Annotated in this window: 14 protein-coding genes; 11 read left to right on the plus strand and 3 right to left on the minus strand. The window is 68.0% G+C overall.

The annotated features are described in order from the left end of the window. Nucleotides 1-28: 28 nt before the first annotated feature. The 10 genes from J2X21_RS14580 to J2X21_RS14625 all read left to right on the plus strand — a co-directional run bounded on the left by J2X21_RS14580 (nucleotide 29) and on the right by J2X21_RS14625 (nucleotide 14,466). Entirely contained in the window at nucleotides 29-1,657 is a 1,629-nt protein-coding gene (locus tag J2X21_RS14580; protein WP_310329815.1) for a DUF5597 domain-containing protein, read from the plus strand. A gap of 5 nt (nucleotides 1,658-1,662) precedes the next feature. Next, a complete protein-coding gene (locus J2X21_RS14585) occupies nucleotides 1,663-3,945 on the plus strand; it encodes a glycoside hydrolase family 95 protein (RefSeq protein ID WP_310329819.1) in 2,283 nt (760 codons plus the stop codon). Between the two features lie 82 nt (nucleotides 3,946-4,027). Next, entirely contained in the window at nucleotides 4,028-5,278 is a 1,251-nt protein-coding gene (locus tag J2X21_RS14590) for a GDSL-type esterase/lipase family protein (protein WP_310329822.1), read from the plus strand. A gap of 21 nt (nucleotides 5,279-5,299) precedes the next feature. Beyond that, nucleotides 5,300-6,655: a GH1 family beta-glucosidase gene (locus J2X21_RS14595; RefSeq protein ID WP_310329825.1), complete on the plus strand. Its 1,356-nt coding sequence runs from the start codon at nucleotides 5,300-5,302 to the stop codon at nucleotides 6,653-6,655. Nucleotides 6,656-6,747: 92 nt separating this feature from the next. Then, complete coding sequence (locus J2X21_RS14600) at nucleotides 6,748-8,196, plus strand: GH1 family beta-glucosidase (protein ID WP_310329828.1); 1,449 nt, start codon at nucleotides 6,748-6,750, stop codon at nucleotides 8,194-8,196. Further along, nucleotides 8,193-9,638, plus strand: a complete 1,446-nt coding sequence (locus J2X21_RS14605; RefSeq protein WP_310329831.1) for an MFS transporter — start codon at nucleotides 8,193-8,195, stop codon at nucleotides 9,636-9,638. Before J2X21_RS14600 ends, J2X21_RS14605 begins: the two co-directional genes overlap by 4 nt. Nucleotides 9,639-9,640: 2 nt before the next feature. Then, on the plus strand, nucleotides 9,641-11,209 hold the full coding sequence (locus J2X21_RS14610) for a family 43 glycosylhydrolase (protein ID WP_310329834.1): 1,569 nt from the start codon (nucleotides 9,641-9,643) through the stop codon (nucleotides 11,207-11,209). A 106-nt stretch (nucleotides 11,210-11,315) separates the two neighbouring features. Further along, on the plus strand, nucleotides 11,316-12,884 hold the full coding sequence (locus J2X21_RS14615; protein ID WP_310329837.1) for a GH39 family glycosyl hydrolase: 1,569 nt from the start codon (nucleotides 11,316-11,318) through the stop codon (nucleotides 12,882-12,884). Continuing rightward, complete coding sequence (locus tag J2X21_RS14620; RefSeq protein ID WP_310329839.1) at nucleotides 12,881-13,348, plus strand: cellulase family glycosylhydrolase; 468 nt, start codon at nucleotides 12,881-12,883, stop codon at nucleotides 13,346-13,348. Before J2X21_RS14615 ends, J2X21_RS14620 begins: the two co-directional genes overlap by 4 nt. Before the next feature lie 14 nt (nucleotides 13,349-13,362). Continuing rightward, a complete protein-coding gene (locus J2X21_RS14625; RefSeq protein ID WP_310329841.1) occupies nucleotides 13,363-14,466 on the plus strand; it encodes a glycoside hydrolase family 5 protein in 1,104 nt (367 codons plus the stop codon). A gap of 3 nt (nucleotides 14,467-14,469) precedes the next feature. On the opposite strand, the gene J2X21_RS14630 is transcribed toward J2X21_RS14625, so the two are convergent. The 3 genes from J2X21_RS14630 to J2X21_RS14640 form a co-directional block, all read right to left on the minus strand. Further along, complete coding sequence (locus J2X21_RS14630; RefSeq protein WP_310329843.1) at nucleotides 14,470-14,949, minus strand: DUF1579 domain-containing protein; 480 nt, start codon at nucleotides 14,947-14,949, stop codon at nucleotides 14,470-14,472. 6 nt (nucleotides 14,950-14,955) lie between these two features. Further along, nucleotides 14,956-15,651 carry an NIPSNAP family protein gene (locus J2X21_RS14635; protein WP_310329845.1) on the minus strand — a complete coding sequence of 232 codons (696 nt, stop codon included), beginning with the start codon at nucleotides 15,649-15,651 and terminating at the stop codon, nucleotides 14,956-14,958. A gap of 85 nt (nucleotides 15,652-15,736) precedes the next feature. After that, nucleotides 15,737-16,213, minus strand: a complete 477-nt coding sequence (locus J2X21_RS14640) for an Lrp/AsnC family transcriptional regulator (protein ID WP_310329847.1) — start codon at nucleotides 16,211-16,213, stop codon at nucleotides 15,737-15,739. Between the two features lie 97 nt (nucleotides 16,214-16,310). On the opposite strand from J2X21_RS14640, the gene J2X21_RS14645 reads away from it, so the two are divergent. Next, the gene (locus J2X21_RS14645; protein ID WP_310329849.1) at nucleotides 16,311-16,685 is read left to right on the plus strand and encodes a VOC family protein; all 375 of its coding nucleotides are present in this window, start codon (nucleotides 16,311-16,313) and stop codon (nucleotides 16,683-16,685) included. Nucleotides 16,686-16,707 lie beyond the last annotated feature (22 nt).

A 16,707-nucleotide genomic window follows, 5' to 3' on the forward strand; every position in this document is an offset into this window, starting at 1 on the left:
CGGCCCCTCGTTGCAACCCCGCAATACGATGAAGAAGCTCATTCTCGCGGCGGCCCTGGCCTGTCTGCTCAACACCGCCGGCGCTGCCGAACTGCCGCGCCTGGTTTCCAAGGACGGCCGCCACGCGCTGCTGGTGGACGGCAAGCCCTTCCTCATCCTCGGCGCGCAGGCGCACAACTCCAGCAACTATCCGCTCGCGCTCAAGGGCGTCTGGGATGCCGCCAACGACCTGCAGGCCAACACGGTGCTGATGCCGGTGGCCTGGGAGCAGGTCGAGCCCGTCGAGGGCAAGTTCGACTTCAACTTCGTCGACACGCTGGTCAAGGAGGCTCGCCAGCAGAAGAAGAAGCTGGTGATCCTGTGGTTCGCAACCTGGAAGAACACCAGCGCACAGTACACCCCCGAGTGGGTCAAGCTGAACCCGAAGCGGTTCCTGCCCAACCTCGACCAGGACGGCAAGCCGAACTACAGCCTCAGCCCCTTCGGCGCCGAGACCCTGAAGGCGGACAAGCGCGCCTTCGTCGCGCTGATGAGTCACATCCGGAAGATCGACTCGACCGAGCGCACCGTGGTGATGGTGCAGGTGCAGAACGAGGTCGGCACCTACGGCCTGGTGCGCGACTTCGGCAAGGACGCGCAGGCTGCCTTCGAGCAGCCCGTGCCCGCCGCCGTGCTGGCGCGTCAGAAGCCCAAGGCCGCCGCATCCGGCAACTGGCGCCAGGTCTATGGCGACTACGCCGACGAATACTTCCACGCCTGGGCCGTGGCCCGCTACATCGGTGAGATCGCCGCCGCCGGCCGCGCGGTGTACGACCTGCCGATGTACGTCAACAACGCGCTGCGCGACCCGCTGGAGCAACCGCCCAAGCCCTGGAACAAGAACTTCGCCAGCGGTGGGCCGACCTGGGACGTCATCGACATCTACAAGGCCGCCGCACCGGCCATCGACATCGTCGGCCCCGACATCTACCGGCCCGAGTCCGATCAGGTCAACGCCAACCTCAAGCTCTTCCAGCGCCCCGACAACGCGCTGTGGGTGCCCGAGTTCGGCACGAAGCCAGCCTATGCGCGCTTCATCTACGCCATGCTGGGTCGCGGCGCCATCGGCATCTCGCCGTTCGGCACCGACTACTTCAACTACAGCAACCACCCGCTCGGCACGCTGGCCACGGACCGCAAGCTCGTCGAGCCCTTCGAGCGCGTCTACCGCATGTTCGCGCCCATCCAGCGGCAGTGGGCGCAGTGGTCCTTCGAGGGCAAGGTGCAGGGCACCGGCGAGGGCGACGACCGCAAGCCACAGCAACTCGACTTCCCCGGCTGGACGGCCAAGCTGACCTACCGCCTCGGCCGTTTCGGCGAATCCAGTTGGGGCGGCGAGTTCGCCAAGCCGGCCGCCGGCACCGAGGAGCCCGATGGCGGCGCCGCCATCGCCCAGATCGGCGCCGACGAGTTCCTCATCATTGGCCAGCGCGTGCGCGTCCGCATGGAGCCGGGCGAAGGCACCAGCGGCATGATGCTGCGCGCCGAGCAGGGCCGCTTCGACGCCCAGGGCCGCTGGATCATGGAGCGCGTGTGGAACGGCGACCAGGTCGACTACGGCCTGAACCTGCCGGCTGAACCGGTGATGCTGAAGGTCAAGATGGGGCGCGCGCGCTGATGCTCATGCTGCGCCGCCTGCTGCTGTCGCTGACGCTGTGCCTCGCGCTGCCCTTGCAGGCGCGCGAGCTGGTGCTGCACTACGCCCAGCCCGCGCCCGACACGCCCCAGGGCTGGGAGCAGCAGGCGCTGCCCATCGGCAACGGCCGCCTGGGGGCGATGCTGTTCGGCCAGGTCGAACGCGACCGGCTGCAGTTCAACGACATCACGCTGTGGACCGGCGACGCGAAGACCATGGGCGCCTACCAGCCCTTCGGCGATGTCGTGCTGGAGCTGGACGGCGCGGTCGGCCCGGCCAGCCGCTACCGCCGCGAGCTGGACATCGCGCGCGCCGTGAACCGCCTGAGCTACACGCAGGCCGGCGTGCGCTTCACGCGCGAGGCCATCGCCAGCCACCCGGCGCAAGTCATTGCATGGCGGCTGACGGCCGACCGCTCCGGCGCCTACGGCGGCCGCATCTCGCTGACCGACCGCCACGGCGCGGCCCTGAGCGCCGCCCACCAGACGCTGACCGCCGTCGGCGCGCTGCCCAACGGCCTGGCCTACGCCAGCCAGCTGCGCGTGCTGAACGAAGGCGGCACGGTCGCCATCGACGGCAACACGCTGACCTTCCGCGGCGTCAGCGCACTGACGCTCATCCTCGGCGCGGGCACCAGCTTTGCCGACGGCAAGCCGCCGCTGCCGCGCGTACAGGCCCAAGTCGCCGCCGCGCCCGCCTGGCCGCGGCTGAAGGCGGCCCACGAGCGCGACGTGCGCGCGCTGCTGGGCCGCGTGCAGCTGGACCTCGGCGCCAGCCCGGCCGAGCGCCGCGCGCTGACCACCGACGCGCGGCTGGCCGCCTACACCCAGAACGGCAACGACCCCGAACTGGAGGCGCTGTACTTCCAGTTCGGCCGCTACCTGCTGGTCAGCAGCTCGCGCGATTCGCTGCCCGCCAACCTGCAAGGCCTGTGGAACGACCACCTGCAGCCGCCGTGGAACAGCGACTACCACTCCAACATCAACCTGCAGATGAACTACTGGCCGGCCGAGCCGACCAACCTGGCCGAGTCTGCAAGGCCCTTCCACCGCTTCGTGCAACGCCTTGTGCCCGAATGGCGCAAGGCCGTGTCCGAGCGCGCTGCGCTCGCGCTGCAGGATGCATCGACGTTGCCGCCGGAGATTCCGCCCTGGGACAACTCCGTGCAGCCGCCGCAGGAGACCATGCTGCGCGCCGACGGCAAGCCCACGCGCGGCTGGACGCTTCGCACCGAGACCAATCCCTTCGGCCACCAGGGCTACCTCTGGAACATGACCGGCAACGCCTGGTATGCGCGCCACTTCTGGGAGCACTACGCATTCACGCAGGACAAGGCCTTCCTGCGCGACGTCGCCTGGCCGCTGCTGAAGGAGGTGGGCGAGTTCTGGGAAGACCGGCTCAAGGCCTTGCCCGACGGCCGGCTCGTTGCGCCCAACGGCTGGTCGCCCGAGCACGGCCCCATCCAGGACGGCGTGGCCTACGACCAGCAGATCCTGTGGGACCACTTCGACAACATGGCGCAGGCCGCGGCGGTGCTGGGCGACAAGGCGGCGCAGGCGCATGCCGCATCCCTGCGCGACCGCCTCGCCGGCCCGCGCATCGGCAGCTGGGGCCAGCTGCTGGAATGGCTGGAAGAGCTGAAGGACCCGGTGCTGGACACGCCCAAGGACACGCACCGCCATGTGTCCCACCTCTACGCGCTGTTCCCCGGCCGGCAGATCTCGCCCGCGCGCACGCCCGAACTGGCCGCGGCCGCGCGCAAGACGCTGCTGGCGCGCGGGGACGTCAGCACCGGCTGGTCCATGGCCTGGAAGATTGCGTTCTGGGCGCGGCTGCAGGACGGCGATCACGCGCACCAGCTGCTGCGCGGCCTGCTGGCCCGGCCCGGCGCGCGCAAGGCCCGCGAGGGCGCCGAGGTGCACCAGGGCGGCACCTATCCCAACCTGCTGGACACGCATCCGCCGTTCCAGATCGACGGCAATTTCGGCGCCACGGCGGCGATGGCCGAGATGCTGCTGCAGTCGCACGACGACACCCTCACGTTGCTGCCGGCGCTGCCCGCGGCGTGGCGCGACGGTTCGGTCAAGGGCTTGCGCGCACGCGGCGGCTTCGAGGTCGACATCGCGTGGGCAGGCGGCAAGCCGACGCGGGCCACGGTGCGCTCCGCCGCGGGCGCCGGCGGGGGGCGCGTTCGCGTGGGCAAGCGTGTCATCGAACTGCAGCTCAAGCCCGGCCAGGCGCGCACGCTGACCGCCAAGGATCTGCGCTGACATGAAGCAACTCAAAGACAACCACAGAGACACAGAGACACAGAGCGCTTGGTGGTCTCTCTGTGCCTCTGCGTCTCTGTGGTTGCATTTCTCGGCCCTTGCCGCGTCCGCACCGACAACGCAGTCAGTCCCACTGGACAAAGGCTGGCAGATCGCCATCACCGACTTCGAAGGCGAGGCCCGGCTGACGGGCGACAACGTCACCGTACCCAAGCCCGCCAACCCGCGCGTGCCCAACAGCCGCGTCGCGGCCAAACGCGGTGACGACGGCTCGGTCACGCTGCAGTTCAGCAACACCTGGATCGCGCAGGCGCGCTGGCAAGGCGGCAAGCCGCTGGACCTGCGTGGCCACCTGCCACGGGGCACGGTCGAGTTCGACCTCGACGTGATCGACCTGGCCAAGGGCGGCATGAAGTTCAAGCTGGGCTGCGGCAAGGACTGCGAGCGCAAGATCCCCTTCCTGTTCGCAGGCCGCGAGCTGATCGGCAAGGGCCCGCAGCACATGAGCTTCGCGCTGACCTGCTTCTGGCGTGAGGGCGACGACTTCAGCAAGGTGGACGTGCCGTTCACGCTGGAAGGCACGGGCAGCGGCGAGATCAAGATCGCCAAGCTGCGCATCCACAAGACGGGCAAGGCGACCAGCGCCTGCCCCGACTACCGCACGCAGTCCGTCACGCCCGAGCGGCTGCAGGAATCCTGGGCCGTCGACTGGTGGCTGCCGCGCCACGAGGCCAAGCTCGCCGAGATCAAGGCGCACCGCGACGCAGGCCGGCGCGTGGACCTCGTCTTCCTCGGCGACTCCATCACGCAGGGCTGGGAGAACGAAGGCAAGGCGGCCTGGGCCAGCCACTTCGCCAGGCACAACGCCGTCGCGCTGGGATTTGGCGGCGACCGCACCGAGAACCTGCTGTGGCGGCTGCAGCATGGCGAGCTGGATGGCATGGCGCCGAAGGCCATCGTCGTCATGATCGGCACCAACAACACCGGCGAGCGGCTGGAAGACCCGGCGCTGACCGTTGCCGGCATCAAGAAGAACCTCGACGAGATCCGCCAGCGCCAACCGCAGGCCACCGTGCTGCTGCTGGCGCTGTTCCCGCGCGGCGAGAAGCCCGACGACCTGCTGCGCCGCCACAACGCCAGGATCAACGCGCTGCTGCCGGCACTGGCCGACGGCAAGCACATCGTCTTCCTCGACATCGGCCCACGACTCACGAACCCCGACGGCACGCTGTCCAAGGACATCCTGCCGGACTTCCTGCATCTCAGTCCGCAGGGCTACGACATCTGGGCCCGCAGCCTGGACGTCCCTCTCACCTCCCTCATGACGCCCTGACGGCGCCACGACCCTGACCCCATGACCGCACTGACCTACTCCAGCCCCTTCCCCGACGACTTCCTGTTCGGCGTTGCCGCCGCCTCCGCGCAGATCGAGGGCGCCGCCTTCGTCGACGGCAAGGGCGAATCCATCTGGGACCGCTTCTCCCGCACGCCCGGCAAGGTGCACGACGGCGACACGCTCGACATCGCCTGCGACCACTACAACCGCTTCGACGAAGACTTCGCGCTGATGGCCTCGCTGGGCTACAAGCACTACCGCCTGTCCATCGCCTGGCCGCGCATCTACCCCAACGGCGATGGCGAGCTGAACCAGGCGGGCCTGGACTTCTATCACCGCCTCTTCGCCAGCATGAAGAAGCACGGCATCGAACCGTGGGTGACGATGTTCCACTGGGACCTGCCACAGAGCCTGGAAGACCGCGGCGGCTGGACCTCGCGCGTGACGGTGGACGCGTTCGCGCGCTACGCCGACACCATCGTCAAGGCCTTTGCCGGCGAGGTGAAGCACTGGATCACGATGAACGAGATCCGCTGCTTCACGCTGCTGGCCTACGGCTACGGCACCAAGGCGCCGGGCCGCAAGGAGAGCCACAAGGTCGTCAACCAGACCTTCCACCACGCGCTGCTGTGCCACGGCCATGGCGTGCGCGCGGTGCGCGAGTTCGGCGGCGCGGGCGCCGTGGTGGGCCTGACGGACAACCTGGACGTGTGCATCCCCGTCACCGAGACGCCCGAAGACATCGCCGCCGCCAAGGCCTGGTTCCTGGAGAAGAACGCCCATGTGCTGGGCGCCATGCACGCCGGCCGGTACCCGGCGGACTACCTGGCCCGCGTCGGCGCCGATGCGCCCGAGGTGCAGCCCGGCGACTTCGACCTCATCAGCCTGCCGACCGACCACCTCGGCCTGAACATCTACACCGGTACCTACGTGCGTGCCGGCAAGGCCGGTGAGTGGGAGCCCGTGGCCCTGCCCGCCAATTACCCCAAGGCCGACAGCCCCTGGCTGCACATCGCGCCGCAATGCATCTACTGGGCCACGCGCTTCGCGGCCGAGTGCTACGGCCACACCGCCCTCTACATCACCGAGAACGGCTGCGGCTACAACGACGAGCCCGTGGTGAACGGCGAGGTGCTGGACCTGCATCGCCGCGACTTCCTGCGCAACCACCTGCGCGAAGCCCACCGGGCCATCAGCGACGGCGTGCCGCTGAAGGGCTATTTCCTGTGGAGCTTCATCGACAACTACGAGTGGGAAGACGGCTACCAGCGCCGCTTCGGCATCGTGCATTGCGACTACGAGACGCTGGCGCGCACGCCCAAGCTGTCGGCGCGCTATTACGCGCAGGTCATCAAGACCCGCAGGATCCTGTGACCTGACGTGAAACCGCACGGAACCAAGCCGCCTATATTCCTCGCGCCGCCACGGGCCTGTCGCCCGCCTGCGGCTTAACGAGGACCACGCCCATGACTTCGCCCCGCTCTGCCCGTCGCCGTCAATTGCTTGCTTCGGCCGCATTGACAACGCTGACACCCGCCACCCTTGCCGCGCCCGCCGCGCGCAAGATCGCGCTGGGTTACGACAGCCCCTTCCCGGCCGACTTCGTGTTCGGCGTCGCAGCGGCGTCGGCGCAGATCGAAGGTGCGGCCTTCAAGGACGGCAAGGGCGAGTCCGTCTGGGACCGCTTCGCGCGCATCCCCGGCAAGGTCCACAACGGCGACACGCCCGACGTGGCCTGCGATCACTACCACCGCTTCGACGAGGACTTCGCGCTGATGGCGTCCCTCGGCATGAAGACCTACCGCCTTTCCATCGCCTGGCCGCGCATCTATCCCAAGGGCGACGGCGAGCTGAACCAGGCGGGGCTGGACTTCTATCACCGGCTGTTCGCCAGCATGAAGAAGCACGGCATCACGCCGTGGGTCACGCTGTTCCATTGGGATCTGCCACAGGCGCTGGAAGACCGCGGCGGCTGGACCTCGCGCGTCACGGTGGACGCCTTCGCGCAGTACGCCGACACCGTGGTGAAGGCCTTCGCCAAGGATGTGAAGCACTGGATCACGCTGAACGAGATCCTCTGCTTCACGCTGCTGGGCTATGGCACCGGCAGCAAGGCACCGGGCCGCAAGGAAAGCAACAAGGTCGTCAACCAGACCTACCACCATGCGCTGCTGTGCCACGGGCATGGTGTGAGGGCCGTGCGCAAGCATGGCGGCAAGGGCGCGCAGGTGGGCCTGACCGACAACTGCAGCGTGGCCGTGCCGGTGACGGAAAAGCCGGCCGACATCGCCGCCGCCAAGGCCTGGTTCATCGACCGCAACGCGCAGATCCTCGGCGCCATCCACGCCGGCAGGTACACCGACAACTTCCTGAAGCGCGTGGGCGCCGATGCGCCCGACGTGCAGCCCGGCGACTTCGACCTCATCAGCCTGCCCACCGACTTCCTCGGCCTGAACATCTACAGCGCCACCTATGTGCGTGCCGGCAAGGCCGGCCCCGAAGCGCTGCCCACGCCGGTGAACTACCCGCGCGCCGACAGCACCTGGCTGCGCCTGACGCCGCAATGCCTGTACTGGGGCACGCGGCTGAGCCACGAGGCCTACGGCCACCAGGCCATCTACATCACCGAGAACGGCTGCGGCTACGACACCGAACCCGTCGTGAACGGCGAGGTGTTCGACCTGCATCGCCGGGACTACGTGCGCAGCCACCTGCGCGAGGTGCACCGCGCCATCTCCGACGGCGTGCCGCTGAAGGGCTACTTCCTGTGGTCCTTCATCGACAACTACGAATGGGAAGACGGCTACCAGCGCCGCTTCGGCATCGTGCACTGCGACTTCGCCACGCAGACACGCACGCCCAAGCTGTCCGCCCGCTACTACTCCGACATCATCAAAGAGCGACGAATCCTGTGAACGCCAGCACCCTCCACATGGCACAGGTCGTGCCTTCCACGACCGACCGCCTGCCGCTCAAGCAGAAGATCGGCTTCGGCCTCGGTTCCATCCTGGACATGTGGGGGCACTGGCTCTACGCCTCGCTGGCCTTCCACGTCTTCAACATCTTCCTCGGCGTGGCGCCGGGGCTGATCTCCACGGTGCAGGCGATCAAGATCGTCATCGACGCCGGCTCCGACGCCCTCTTCGGCTGGCTCTCCGACAACACGCGCACGCGCTACGGGCGGCGGCGCCCCTTCATCCTCGTGGGCGGTGTGCTGGCCGGCATCGGCCTGCCGCTGATGTTCGCCGTCGGCAAGGGCTGGACCGACATGCAGTACTTCTGGTTCATGTTGGTCAGCATGATCATCTACGTGCCGGTGATGAGCTGCTTCAACATGCCCTGGGTGTCCCTGGGCGCGGAGATGACGCCGGACTACCACGAGCGCACCACCGTCATGGCGATCCGCAACGCCATCCAGAAGGGCCCGGAGCTGGCGATGTTCTTCGCCGCGCAGTTCACGACGCTGGCCATCTTCAACGACCCGCTCACCGGCAAACCCGACATCCTGCGCGGTGCGCAGACCTACTGCGCCATCCTTGGCGCCGTCATGGTGGCGGTCTCCATCGCCATCTTCCTGCTGACGCGCGAGCGCTACTACGAAAAGCTGGTGTCGCACTCGCAGACCCACATCCCGCTGACCGACACGCTGTGGCGCACGCTGCGCTGCAAGCCCTTCCGCGCGGTAATGATGATGTCGCTGGCCTACAGCATCGGCACGGCCATGGTGGGCGCGCTGGGCTACTACGCCACCGTCTACTACGTCTGCAAGGGCGACGTGAAGCTGGCCACGCAATGGAACACCGCGATGGGCCTGGCCGGCATGGGCTTCGGCTTTGCGGGCATTCCCTTCTTCACGTGGATCTCGCGGCGCTGGGGCAAGCGCACCGGCCTGGCGGTCGTGCTGACGCTGGCCATCTGCGCCTTCATCGGCGACTGGTGGCTGTACGACCCCGAGCGCCCCTACCTGCAGCTGTTCGCCTGCGGCTTCGTCGCCTTCACCGGCTCGGGCTTCTGGACGCTGTACGCCGCCACCATCGGCGACATCGCCGATTACGACGAAGCCGAGACCGGCCAGCGCCGCGAGGGCTCGTTCTCGGCCTGCCAGTCTTGGATCTCCAAGGTTGGCATTGCGGTCGGCGTCTTCGCTTCGGGCTGGATCCTGCAGTTCACCGGCTTCGATGCCGCCAAGGAAGGCGCGCAGACACCCGAGGCCATCTTCTGGATCCGCATCCTGCTGTCGGGCATTCCGGTCATCGGCCTGGTGCTGGCGCTGATCGCCATCCTGCGCTTCCCGCTGACGGAGTCGCGCATGCTGGAGATCCGTGGCCAACTGGAAGCCAAGCGGGGCACGGTATGACGATGTCGCGCCGCCACGCGCTTCAACTGGCGCTGGCCGGCGCCAGCGTCCCAGCCGCCGCCGCGGTGCCCAAGCCCGGCGTCGGCATCGAAGGCCAGCGCAAGGCCGACCGCGGCGATGGGACCTACATCAATCCCATCGTCGCCGGCGACCACGCCGACCCCACCATCCTGAAGGATGGGGCCGACTACTACATGACCTTCTCGTCCTTCCAGTCCTACCCGGGCGCCGTCACCTGGCACTCGCAGGACCTTGTGAACTGGACGCCCATCACCGCCGCGCTGCACCAGCCCATAGGCACCGTCTGGGCCATGGACCTGATCAAGCACCAGGGCAGCTTCTACCTCTACATCCCGGTGCTGCAGGACAACGGCACGGGCACTTACGTCATCCATGCCGACAACATTCGCGGCCCCTGGAGCGCGCCCATCGACCTGAAGCTGCCCGGCTGCATCGATCCCGGCCACGTGGTGGGCGAGGACGGCAAGCGCTACCTCTTCGTCAACGGCGGCCGCCGCGTGCGGCTGACCGACGACGGCCTGGCCACCGACGGACCGCTGGAAGACAAGGCCTGGAAGCCCTGGCAATACCCCAAGGAATGGGTCGTCGAGATGTTCGCGCCCGAGGGGCCGAAGCTGTTCAAGCGCGGCGAGTGGTTCTATCTGATCAGCGCCGTCGGCGGCACGGCCGGGCCGCCCACCAGCCATATGGTGACGGTCGCCCGCTCGCGCTCCGTGCACGGGCCGTGGGAGGACGCGCCCAACAACCCCATCGTGCGCACGCAGAGCATCAACGAGCCCTGGTGGTCACGCGGCCACGCGACCGTCGTCGAAGGCCCGGCGGGCGATTGGTGGATGGTCTATCACGGCTACGAGAACGGCATGCGCACGCTGGGCCGCCAGGCCTTGCTGGAGCCGGTGGAGTGGACCAAGGACGGCTGGCTGCGCGCCAAAGGCGGCACGCTGGACAAGCCCCTGCCCAAGCCGCGCGGCGGCAAGCCCAGCAAGGCGGGCTTTGCGCTCTCCGACGATTTCTCGTCAGGCAGGCTCGGCCTGCAATGGGCCTTCCACGCACCCGGGCCCGACGAGGCGAAACGCCTGTGCTTCGAGGACAAGTCGCTGGTCATCAAGGGCAAAGGCACGTCGCTGCCCGAATCCTCGCCGCTGACCTGCGCCACCGGCGACCGCAGCTTCGAGATCACCGTCGAGCTGGAGGTCAGCGGCGACGCTCACGGCGGCCTGGCGCTGTTCTACGAAGAGCGCGGCCACGTGGGCATCGCCTTCAGCACCACGCAGATGCTGACCTACGGCTATGGCCAGGAGCATGGCTGGATGCGCGAGGCCATGGCCACGAAGCGCGTCCACATCCGCGTCACCAACCGCGAGAACGTCGTCACCTGGCACTACTCGCACGACGGCGGCACCACCTGGAAACAGCACTCCTGGCAGATGGAGGTCTCGGGCCTGCATCACAACGTGTTCGGCGGCTTCGTCAGCCTGCGGCCTGCGCTGTTCAGCGCGGGCAATGGTGAAGTCCGCGCGCGCAATTTCGTCTATCGCGGACTGCGGTGAATTCAAAAGGCAACCACAGAGGCACGGAGGCACAGAGGAAAGCAAGAGAGCACTTCTCTGTGCCTCTGTGCCTCCGTGGTTGCATTTCTCCTCAAGGAAGACCGAGATGACCCCCTCCCGCCGCCAAGTTCTGGCCGCCGCTGCCGCCATGCCCCTCGTCGCCCATGCCGCCGCGCCCCAGCCACGCCGCATCGTGCTCGACGTCGCCCAGGCCAAGGAGCCGCTGGATCGCTTCTTCGACCACTGCGTCGGTGCCGACTACCCGGGCACCACCTATCGCCCCGATGCTCTCGCGCAACTGAAAACGACGGTGGACGAGCTGGGCTTTCGCTACCTGCGCTTCCACGCCGTCTTCCACGACGTGTTCGAGACCGTCACGCGCGACGCGGCCGGCAAGCTGGTGTTCGACTTCACCAACATCGACAAGCTCTACGACGCGATGCTGGCGCGCCGCATCAAGCCCTTCGTCGAGCTGGGCTTCACGCCGCTGGCGCTGAAGACCTCGGACAACAAGATCTTCTACTGGGAGGGCAACACCTCCCACCCCGAGCCCGCCGGCTGGGTCGCGCTGATCGAAGCCTTCATCCGCCATCTGCTGAACCGCTACGGCACGGCCGAGGTGCACGACTGGTACTTCGAGGTCTGGAACGAGCCCAACCTCGACGGCTTCTGGGAGAAGGCCGACCAGAAGGCCTACTTCGACCTCTACACGCGCACCGCCAAGGCCATCAAGACCATCGCCCCGCTGCTGCGCGTGGGCGGCCCGTCCACGGCCGGCGCGGCCTGGGTGCCGGAGTTCCTGGCCCATGCCAAGGCCACCAACACGCCGGTGGACTTCGTCACCACGCACACCTACGGCGTGGATGAAGGCTTCCTGGACGAGTTCGGCAAGGAAGACCGCAAACTGTCCAAGTCACCGGACGCCATCGTCGGCGACGTGAAGCGCGTGCGCCAGCAGATCGAGGCCTCGCACCTGCCCGGCCTGCCGCTGTTCTTCACCGAGTGGAGCACCAGCTACAACCCGCGCGACCTCGTGCACGACAGCTACATGAGCGCGCCCTATGTGCTCACCAAGTTGAAGCAGACACAGGGCCTCGTCCAGCACATGAGCTACTGGGTCTACAGCGACCTGTTCGAGGAACCCGGCCCGCCGGACGCGCCCTTCCACGGCGGCTTCGGCATGATGACCCGCGAGGGCGTGCGCAAGCCGGTCTGGTTCGCCTACAAATACCTCGCGGCGCTCAAGGGCAAGGAAGTGCCCAGCAGCGACGCCCACACCTGGGCCGCCCTTGATGACGACCAGCTGCAGGCGCTGATCTGGGATTGGCGCCTGCCCGACCAGAACGCCAGCAACCGCAGCTTCTTCGGCAAGCCGCAGCCGGCCAAGGACCTGGGCACCGCGACGGTGGAGCTGCGCAACCTCAAGCCCGGCCGCTACCAGCTCACGCAGCGCCGCACCGGCTATGAGGTGAACGACGCGCACACGGCCTATCTGAAGATGGGCTCGCCCAAGAACCTCGACGCGCAGCAGCTCGCCAGGCTGCAAGGCCTGACGACCGACAAGCCCGAGGTTCAACGCGAGCTGACCGTGGGCACCAGCGGTCGCGCCACCGTGACCCTCAAGCTGCGCAGCCACGACGTGGTGCTGCTGAGCCTGAAGAAGGCCGGGGCATGAAGCGTCGCGAGATCCTGGCTGCGCTGGTCCCGCTGAGCGCCTGCGGTGGTGGCGGCGGCAGCAGCCCGGCCGCGCCGCCGCCACCGGTTGCAGCGACATCGGCGCCGGCCCCTGCGCCCACGCCGGGCCGCGCCGGCACCATGCACGACATCACCAGCCTGCAACTCAGCAAGCAGATGGGCGCCGTCAAGGCCGCCGGCTTCAAGACCGCGCGCATCCCGTGTGCGTGGAAGCAGTACGCCGACGCCGGCGACAACATCTCCGCCGCCTGGCCCACCCGCGTGGCCGAGGTGGTGGGCTTCGCGCAGAAGGCCGGCCTGGTCGTGATGCTGAACATCCACTGGGACGGCGGCTGGGACGCCGGCGCCCCCACCGAGAACCACAGTTCCGGCCTGTTCAACCGCGCCACTGGCGCGCAGGTCTACCCGGACATCATCAAGGCGCTGGTCGAAGCCGCCCAATAAGAACGAGACAAGCCATGAAGCTCATCGCTGCCCTGCTGCTCACCCTGGTCTCGCTGGCCGCCCAGGCCGCGCCCTGGCGCGAGGTCAGCAGCCCTGATCTGGCCCGCGACATGGCGCCGGGCTGGAACCTCGGCAATTCCCTGGAAGCCATCGGCGGCGAGACCGCCTGGGGCAATGCGCGCACGACGAAGCCTTTGATCCAGGCCGTCAAGGCCGCCGGTTTCAAGTCCATCCGCATCCCGCTGTCCTGGAAGCAGTACACCGACGCGCAAGGCCGCATCAAGCCGGAATGGATGGCCCGCGTCACCGAGGTCGTCGGCTGGGCTCGCGAGGCCGGCCTGATCGTCATGATCAACATCCATTGGGATGGTGGCTGGATGCAGCCCACGGCCAGACACCAGGACGAAGTCAACCGCCGATTGGCGAGCTACTGGACGCAGATCGCCGAGCACTTCAAGGACCACGACGAAGGCCTGCTGTTCGCCGGCACCAACGAGGTCATGGTGGAGGGCGACTACGGCAAACCCACGGCCGAGTATGTGAGGGCTCAGAACAGCTTCAACCAGACCTTCGTGACGACCGTGCGCGCGACCGGCGGCCACAACCCGCGCCGCCACCTCATCGTGCAGGGCTTCAACACCAACATCGATCACACGGTGGACTTCGCCGTGCTGCCCACCGACCCGACGCCACAGCGGCTGATGATGGAAGTGCACTACTACGACCCCTACGAGTTCACGCTGAACAACGAAGGCAAGGTCTGGCAATGGGGCCGCATCGCCACCGACATCAAGGCCGCCGCGTCGTGGGGCGGAGAGAGCCACGCCGACAAGCAGTTCGACAGGATGAAGACCCACTTCATCGCCAAGGGCGTGCCCGTCATCCTCGGCGAATACGGCGCCGTGGCCCGCCCAAGCGAACCCGGCAACGCCCGGTACCGCGCCTACTGGAACGCCTACATCACGCGCTCGGCGCACCAGCGTGGCCTGGTGCCGGTGTACTGGGACAACGGCGTGTTCAACAAGCCCGAGGGCTTTGCGATCTTCGACCGCGCGACGGGCAAGGTGTTGGATGCCGGGCTGCTGCAGGCCATCGTCGGGGCGATAGCCACCCGCTGAGTTTCATCCGGCTTCGGCCAGCCGCTCGAAGTCCATCACCCAGTTCGTCTCCCAGGTCGCGCCGCCATCCGGCGAGAACGCCTGCTGCCAGCGCGGACTGCCCGTGGTCGTATCGGTCCACATGTAGCGAACGCGGATGGGTTGGCCGCGCAGTTCGTCGTCGCACTGGAACTCGCCCACGCCACCTTCAAAGCCGCCCACCACCGGCGGGTCCAGCCGGTGTGGGTTGCGGCCGTCCACCCACCAGATGGCCCATTGGCCGGTGGCCGGGTCGAAGGTGCGCATCGACAACGCGCGGTACGGGCCGTCGGGCAGCTGCAGCACGTTGTCGTCGATGTTGCCCAACCCGTTCAGCAGCGGCCACATGCGGCATTCGCCGTCGAACTCGTCCCAGTCCTGACAGTCCAGCAGGCGTTGCTTCAGGCGGCGGTGGCGGATCTTCCAGCGGCCGATAAGGAAGTCGAAGTCTTGCGATGTGCTCATGGTGTTTCAGGCGTGCAGTGAGGAACGGGTGGTGGGCGCCAGGCGCAGGGCCTGCGTCGGGCGGGCCAACCAGCGCTGGACCTGTGAGTCGAATTCGGCGGGCCAGGTGGCCGCAGCATCGGCAAACAGCGCCATCGCCACCAGCACCTGCTCCCCCTCGCGCACCGGCAGGCGCGGGAAGTTGTTGGCCGCGGGTTCGCTGGCGTACCAGGCCTGCTGCAGGGCACCGGCCTGTTTGAGCTCCACAACGAGGGCCTCGCGGCACAGCGTCAGCAACTCGGCATCGGGCGCCTCGCGCAGATGCAGCACGCGCACCAGCAGCACGCCCGCCGGTTGCGCAACGCGGGCCGCCACGGCGGGCAGCCCGGCGTCCGGCCAGGCCGGGCGGAGCAACAGCACGTCGTCGGAGTCCACCATCGTCGCGTTGGCCGCGTTGCGGTGCGCGGCCCAGACCGGCCCGCCGTAGAAGGCCGGCAGCGCCGCGCCGCGGGCGGCCATGTCGGTGAATCCGCGCAGCCAGACGAAACGGTCGGCATCGTCGAGGTCGCGGAACTGCCCCAGCAGATCAATGCCGACGGCCTCCTGCGTCTCGACGAACTCGCGGTCGAACAGGTCGATCAGCGCGTCGCGCCGGCCGGGGTGCAGCGTGTACTGGCGCAGTTCGACCACGCCGCAAGCGGTTGAAAGGGTGAGGGATGACATGGTGCAGACAGGCACGAAGTTCGTCGTGCTGCGCAGTCTGCGCCGCCATACACGCCAGGGCGTGTCATGTTTATTTCAGGCTTATTCAGGCGATTGGCAGCGTCAGCCCGCGCTTCAGCACCGCCATCGCCACTTGCGTCCAGTAGCGGCGCACCGGCGGGTTGTCGGCCAGCAGCCGCGTCATGAAGGCCTCGTAGGCCGCCGCGTTGGCAGCGGTCACCACCAGCACGAAGTCTGCCTCGCCGGTCACATAGAAGGCCTGCTGCACGGCGGGCTCGGCGCCCAGCCAGGCACGCAGCCTGGCCATAGGCTCGGGCCGCTCGCTGTCGACCTGCAGGCCGGCGATGAAGGTGGTGGGCCGCCCCACCTGCGTGGCATCGACGACCGCGATCTGGCGCTGGATGACGCCTTGCTCGCGCAGCCGTTTCAGCCGCCGCTGGATGGCCGACACCGACAGCGCCACGCGCTCCGCCAGTTGCTCGGCGGTCAGCGCGGCGTCCTCCTGCATCAGCGTCAGCAGTTGATGGTCGAAGCGGTCCAGCTCGGCGGCAGGCGTGGGCATGAAGTTGCGGGCAAACGGCGTTGGGGCGGGCCATCTTGCCGCAATTCTGCGCACGCCCTGCCTAGCATGACTGGCATCCCAACAAGGAGTTCCCCGCATGATCGACCACGTGTCCCTGGGCACCACGCGCTACGCCGACGCCGTCCACTTCTACCGCCAGGTACTGGCGCCGCTGGGCCTGCAGCTGCTGCGCGACACCGGCAGCGAGGCCGCGTTCGGCACGCCCGAGCGCTGGTGCTTCTTCCTGTATCCGGTGGCGGCCGGCGAAGAGGTGACGGCGCGCGGCCTGCATGTCGCGCTGACCGCCCCCAGCCGCCTGGCCGTGGCCGCTGCCCACGAAACCGCGCTAGCCGGCACCGCGCAGGACATCTTCACGCCGCGCCTGCGGCCCGACATCAGCGAGACCTACTTCGGCGCGATGTTCCAGGACCTGGACGGCCATCGCATCGAGGTCACGACCAACGCTTCCTGACGGACATTGACCCTGCCGCGGC

This window comes from Roseateles asaccharophilus (assembly GCF_031458115.1).
In the GTDB taxonomy this organism is placed as follows: domain Bacteria; phylum Pseudomonadota; class Gammaproteobacteria; order Burkholderiales; family Burkholderiaceae_C; genus Pelomonas; species Pelomonas asaccharophilus_A.

Excerpts from the sequence above, each read along its gene's own strand:
- J2X21_RS14580 (WP_310329815.1), top strand. The coding sequence starts at position 29 with ATGAAGAAGCTCATTCTCGCGGCGGCCCTGGCCTGTCTGCTCAACACC.
- J2X21_RS14585 (WP_310329819.1), top strand. The coding sequence starts at position 1,663 with ATGCTGCGCCGCCTGCTGCTGTCGCTGACGCTGTGCCTCGCGCTGCCC.
- J2X21_RS14595 (WP_310329825.1), top strand. The coding sequence starts at position 5,300 with ATGACCGCACTGACCTACTCCAGCCCCTTCCCCGACGACTTCCTGTTC.
- J2X21_RS14600 (WP_310329828.1), top strand. The coding sequence starts at position 6,748 with ATGACTTCGCCCCGCTCTGCCCGTCGCCGTCAATTGCTTGCTTCGGCC.
- J2X21_RS14610 (WP_310329834.1), top strand. The coding sequence starts at position 9,641 with ATGTCGCGCCGCCACGCGCTTCAACTGGCGCTGGCCGGCGCCAGCGTC.
- J2X21_RS14615 (WP_310329837.1), top strand. The coding sequence starts at position 11,316 with ATGACCCCCTCCCGCCGCCAAGTTCTGGCCGCCGCTGCCGCCATGCCC.
- J2X21_RS14620 (WP_310329839.1), top strand. The coding sequence starts at position 12,881 with ATGAAGCGTCGCGAGATCCTGGCTGCGCTGGTCCCGCTGAGCGCCTGC.
- J2X21_RS14625 (WP_310329841.1), top strand. The coding sequence starts at position 13,363 with ATGAAGCTCATCGCTGCCCTGCTGCTCACCCTGGTCTCGCTGGCCGCC.
- J2X21_RS14630 (WP_310329843.1), bottom strand. The coding sequence starts at position 14,949 with ATGAGCACATCGCAAGACTTCGACTTCCTTATCGGCCGCTGGAAGATC.
- J2X21_RS14635 (WP_310329845.1), bottom strand. The coding sequence starts at position 15,651 with ATGTCATCCCTCACCCTTTCAACCGCTTGCGGCGTGGTCGAACTGCGC.
- J2X21_RS14640 (WP_310329847.1), bottom strand. The coding sequence starts at position 16,213 with ATGCCCACGCCTGCCGCCGAGCTGGACCGCTTCGACCATCAACTGCTG.
- J2X21_RS14645 (WP_310329849.1), top strand. The coding sequence starts at position 16,311 with ATGATCGACCACGTGTCCCTGGGCACCACGCGCTACGCCGACGCCGTC.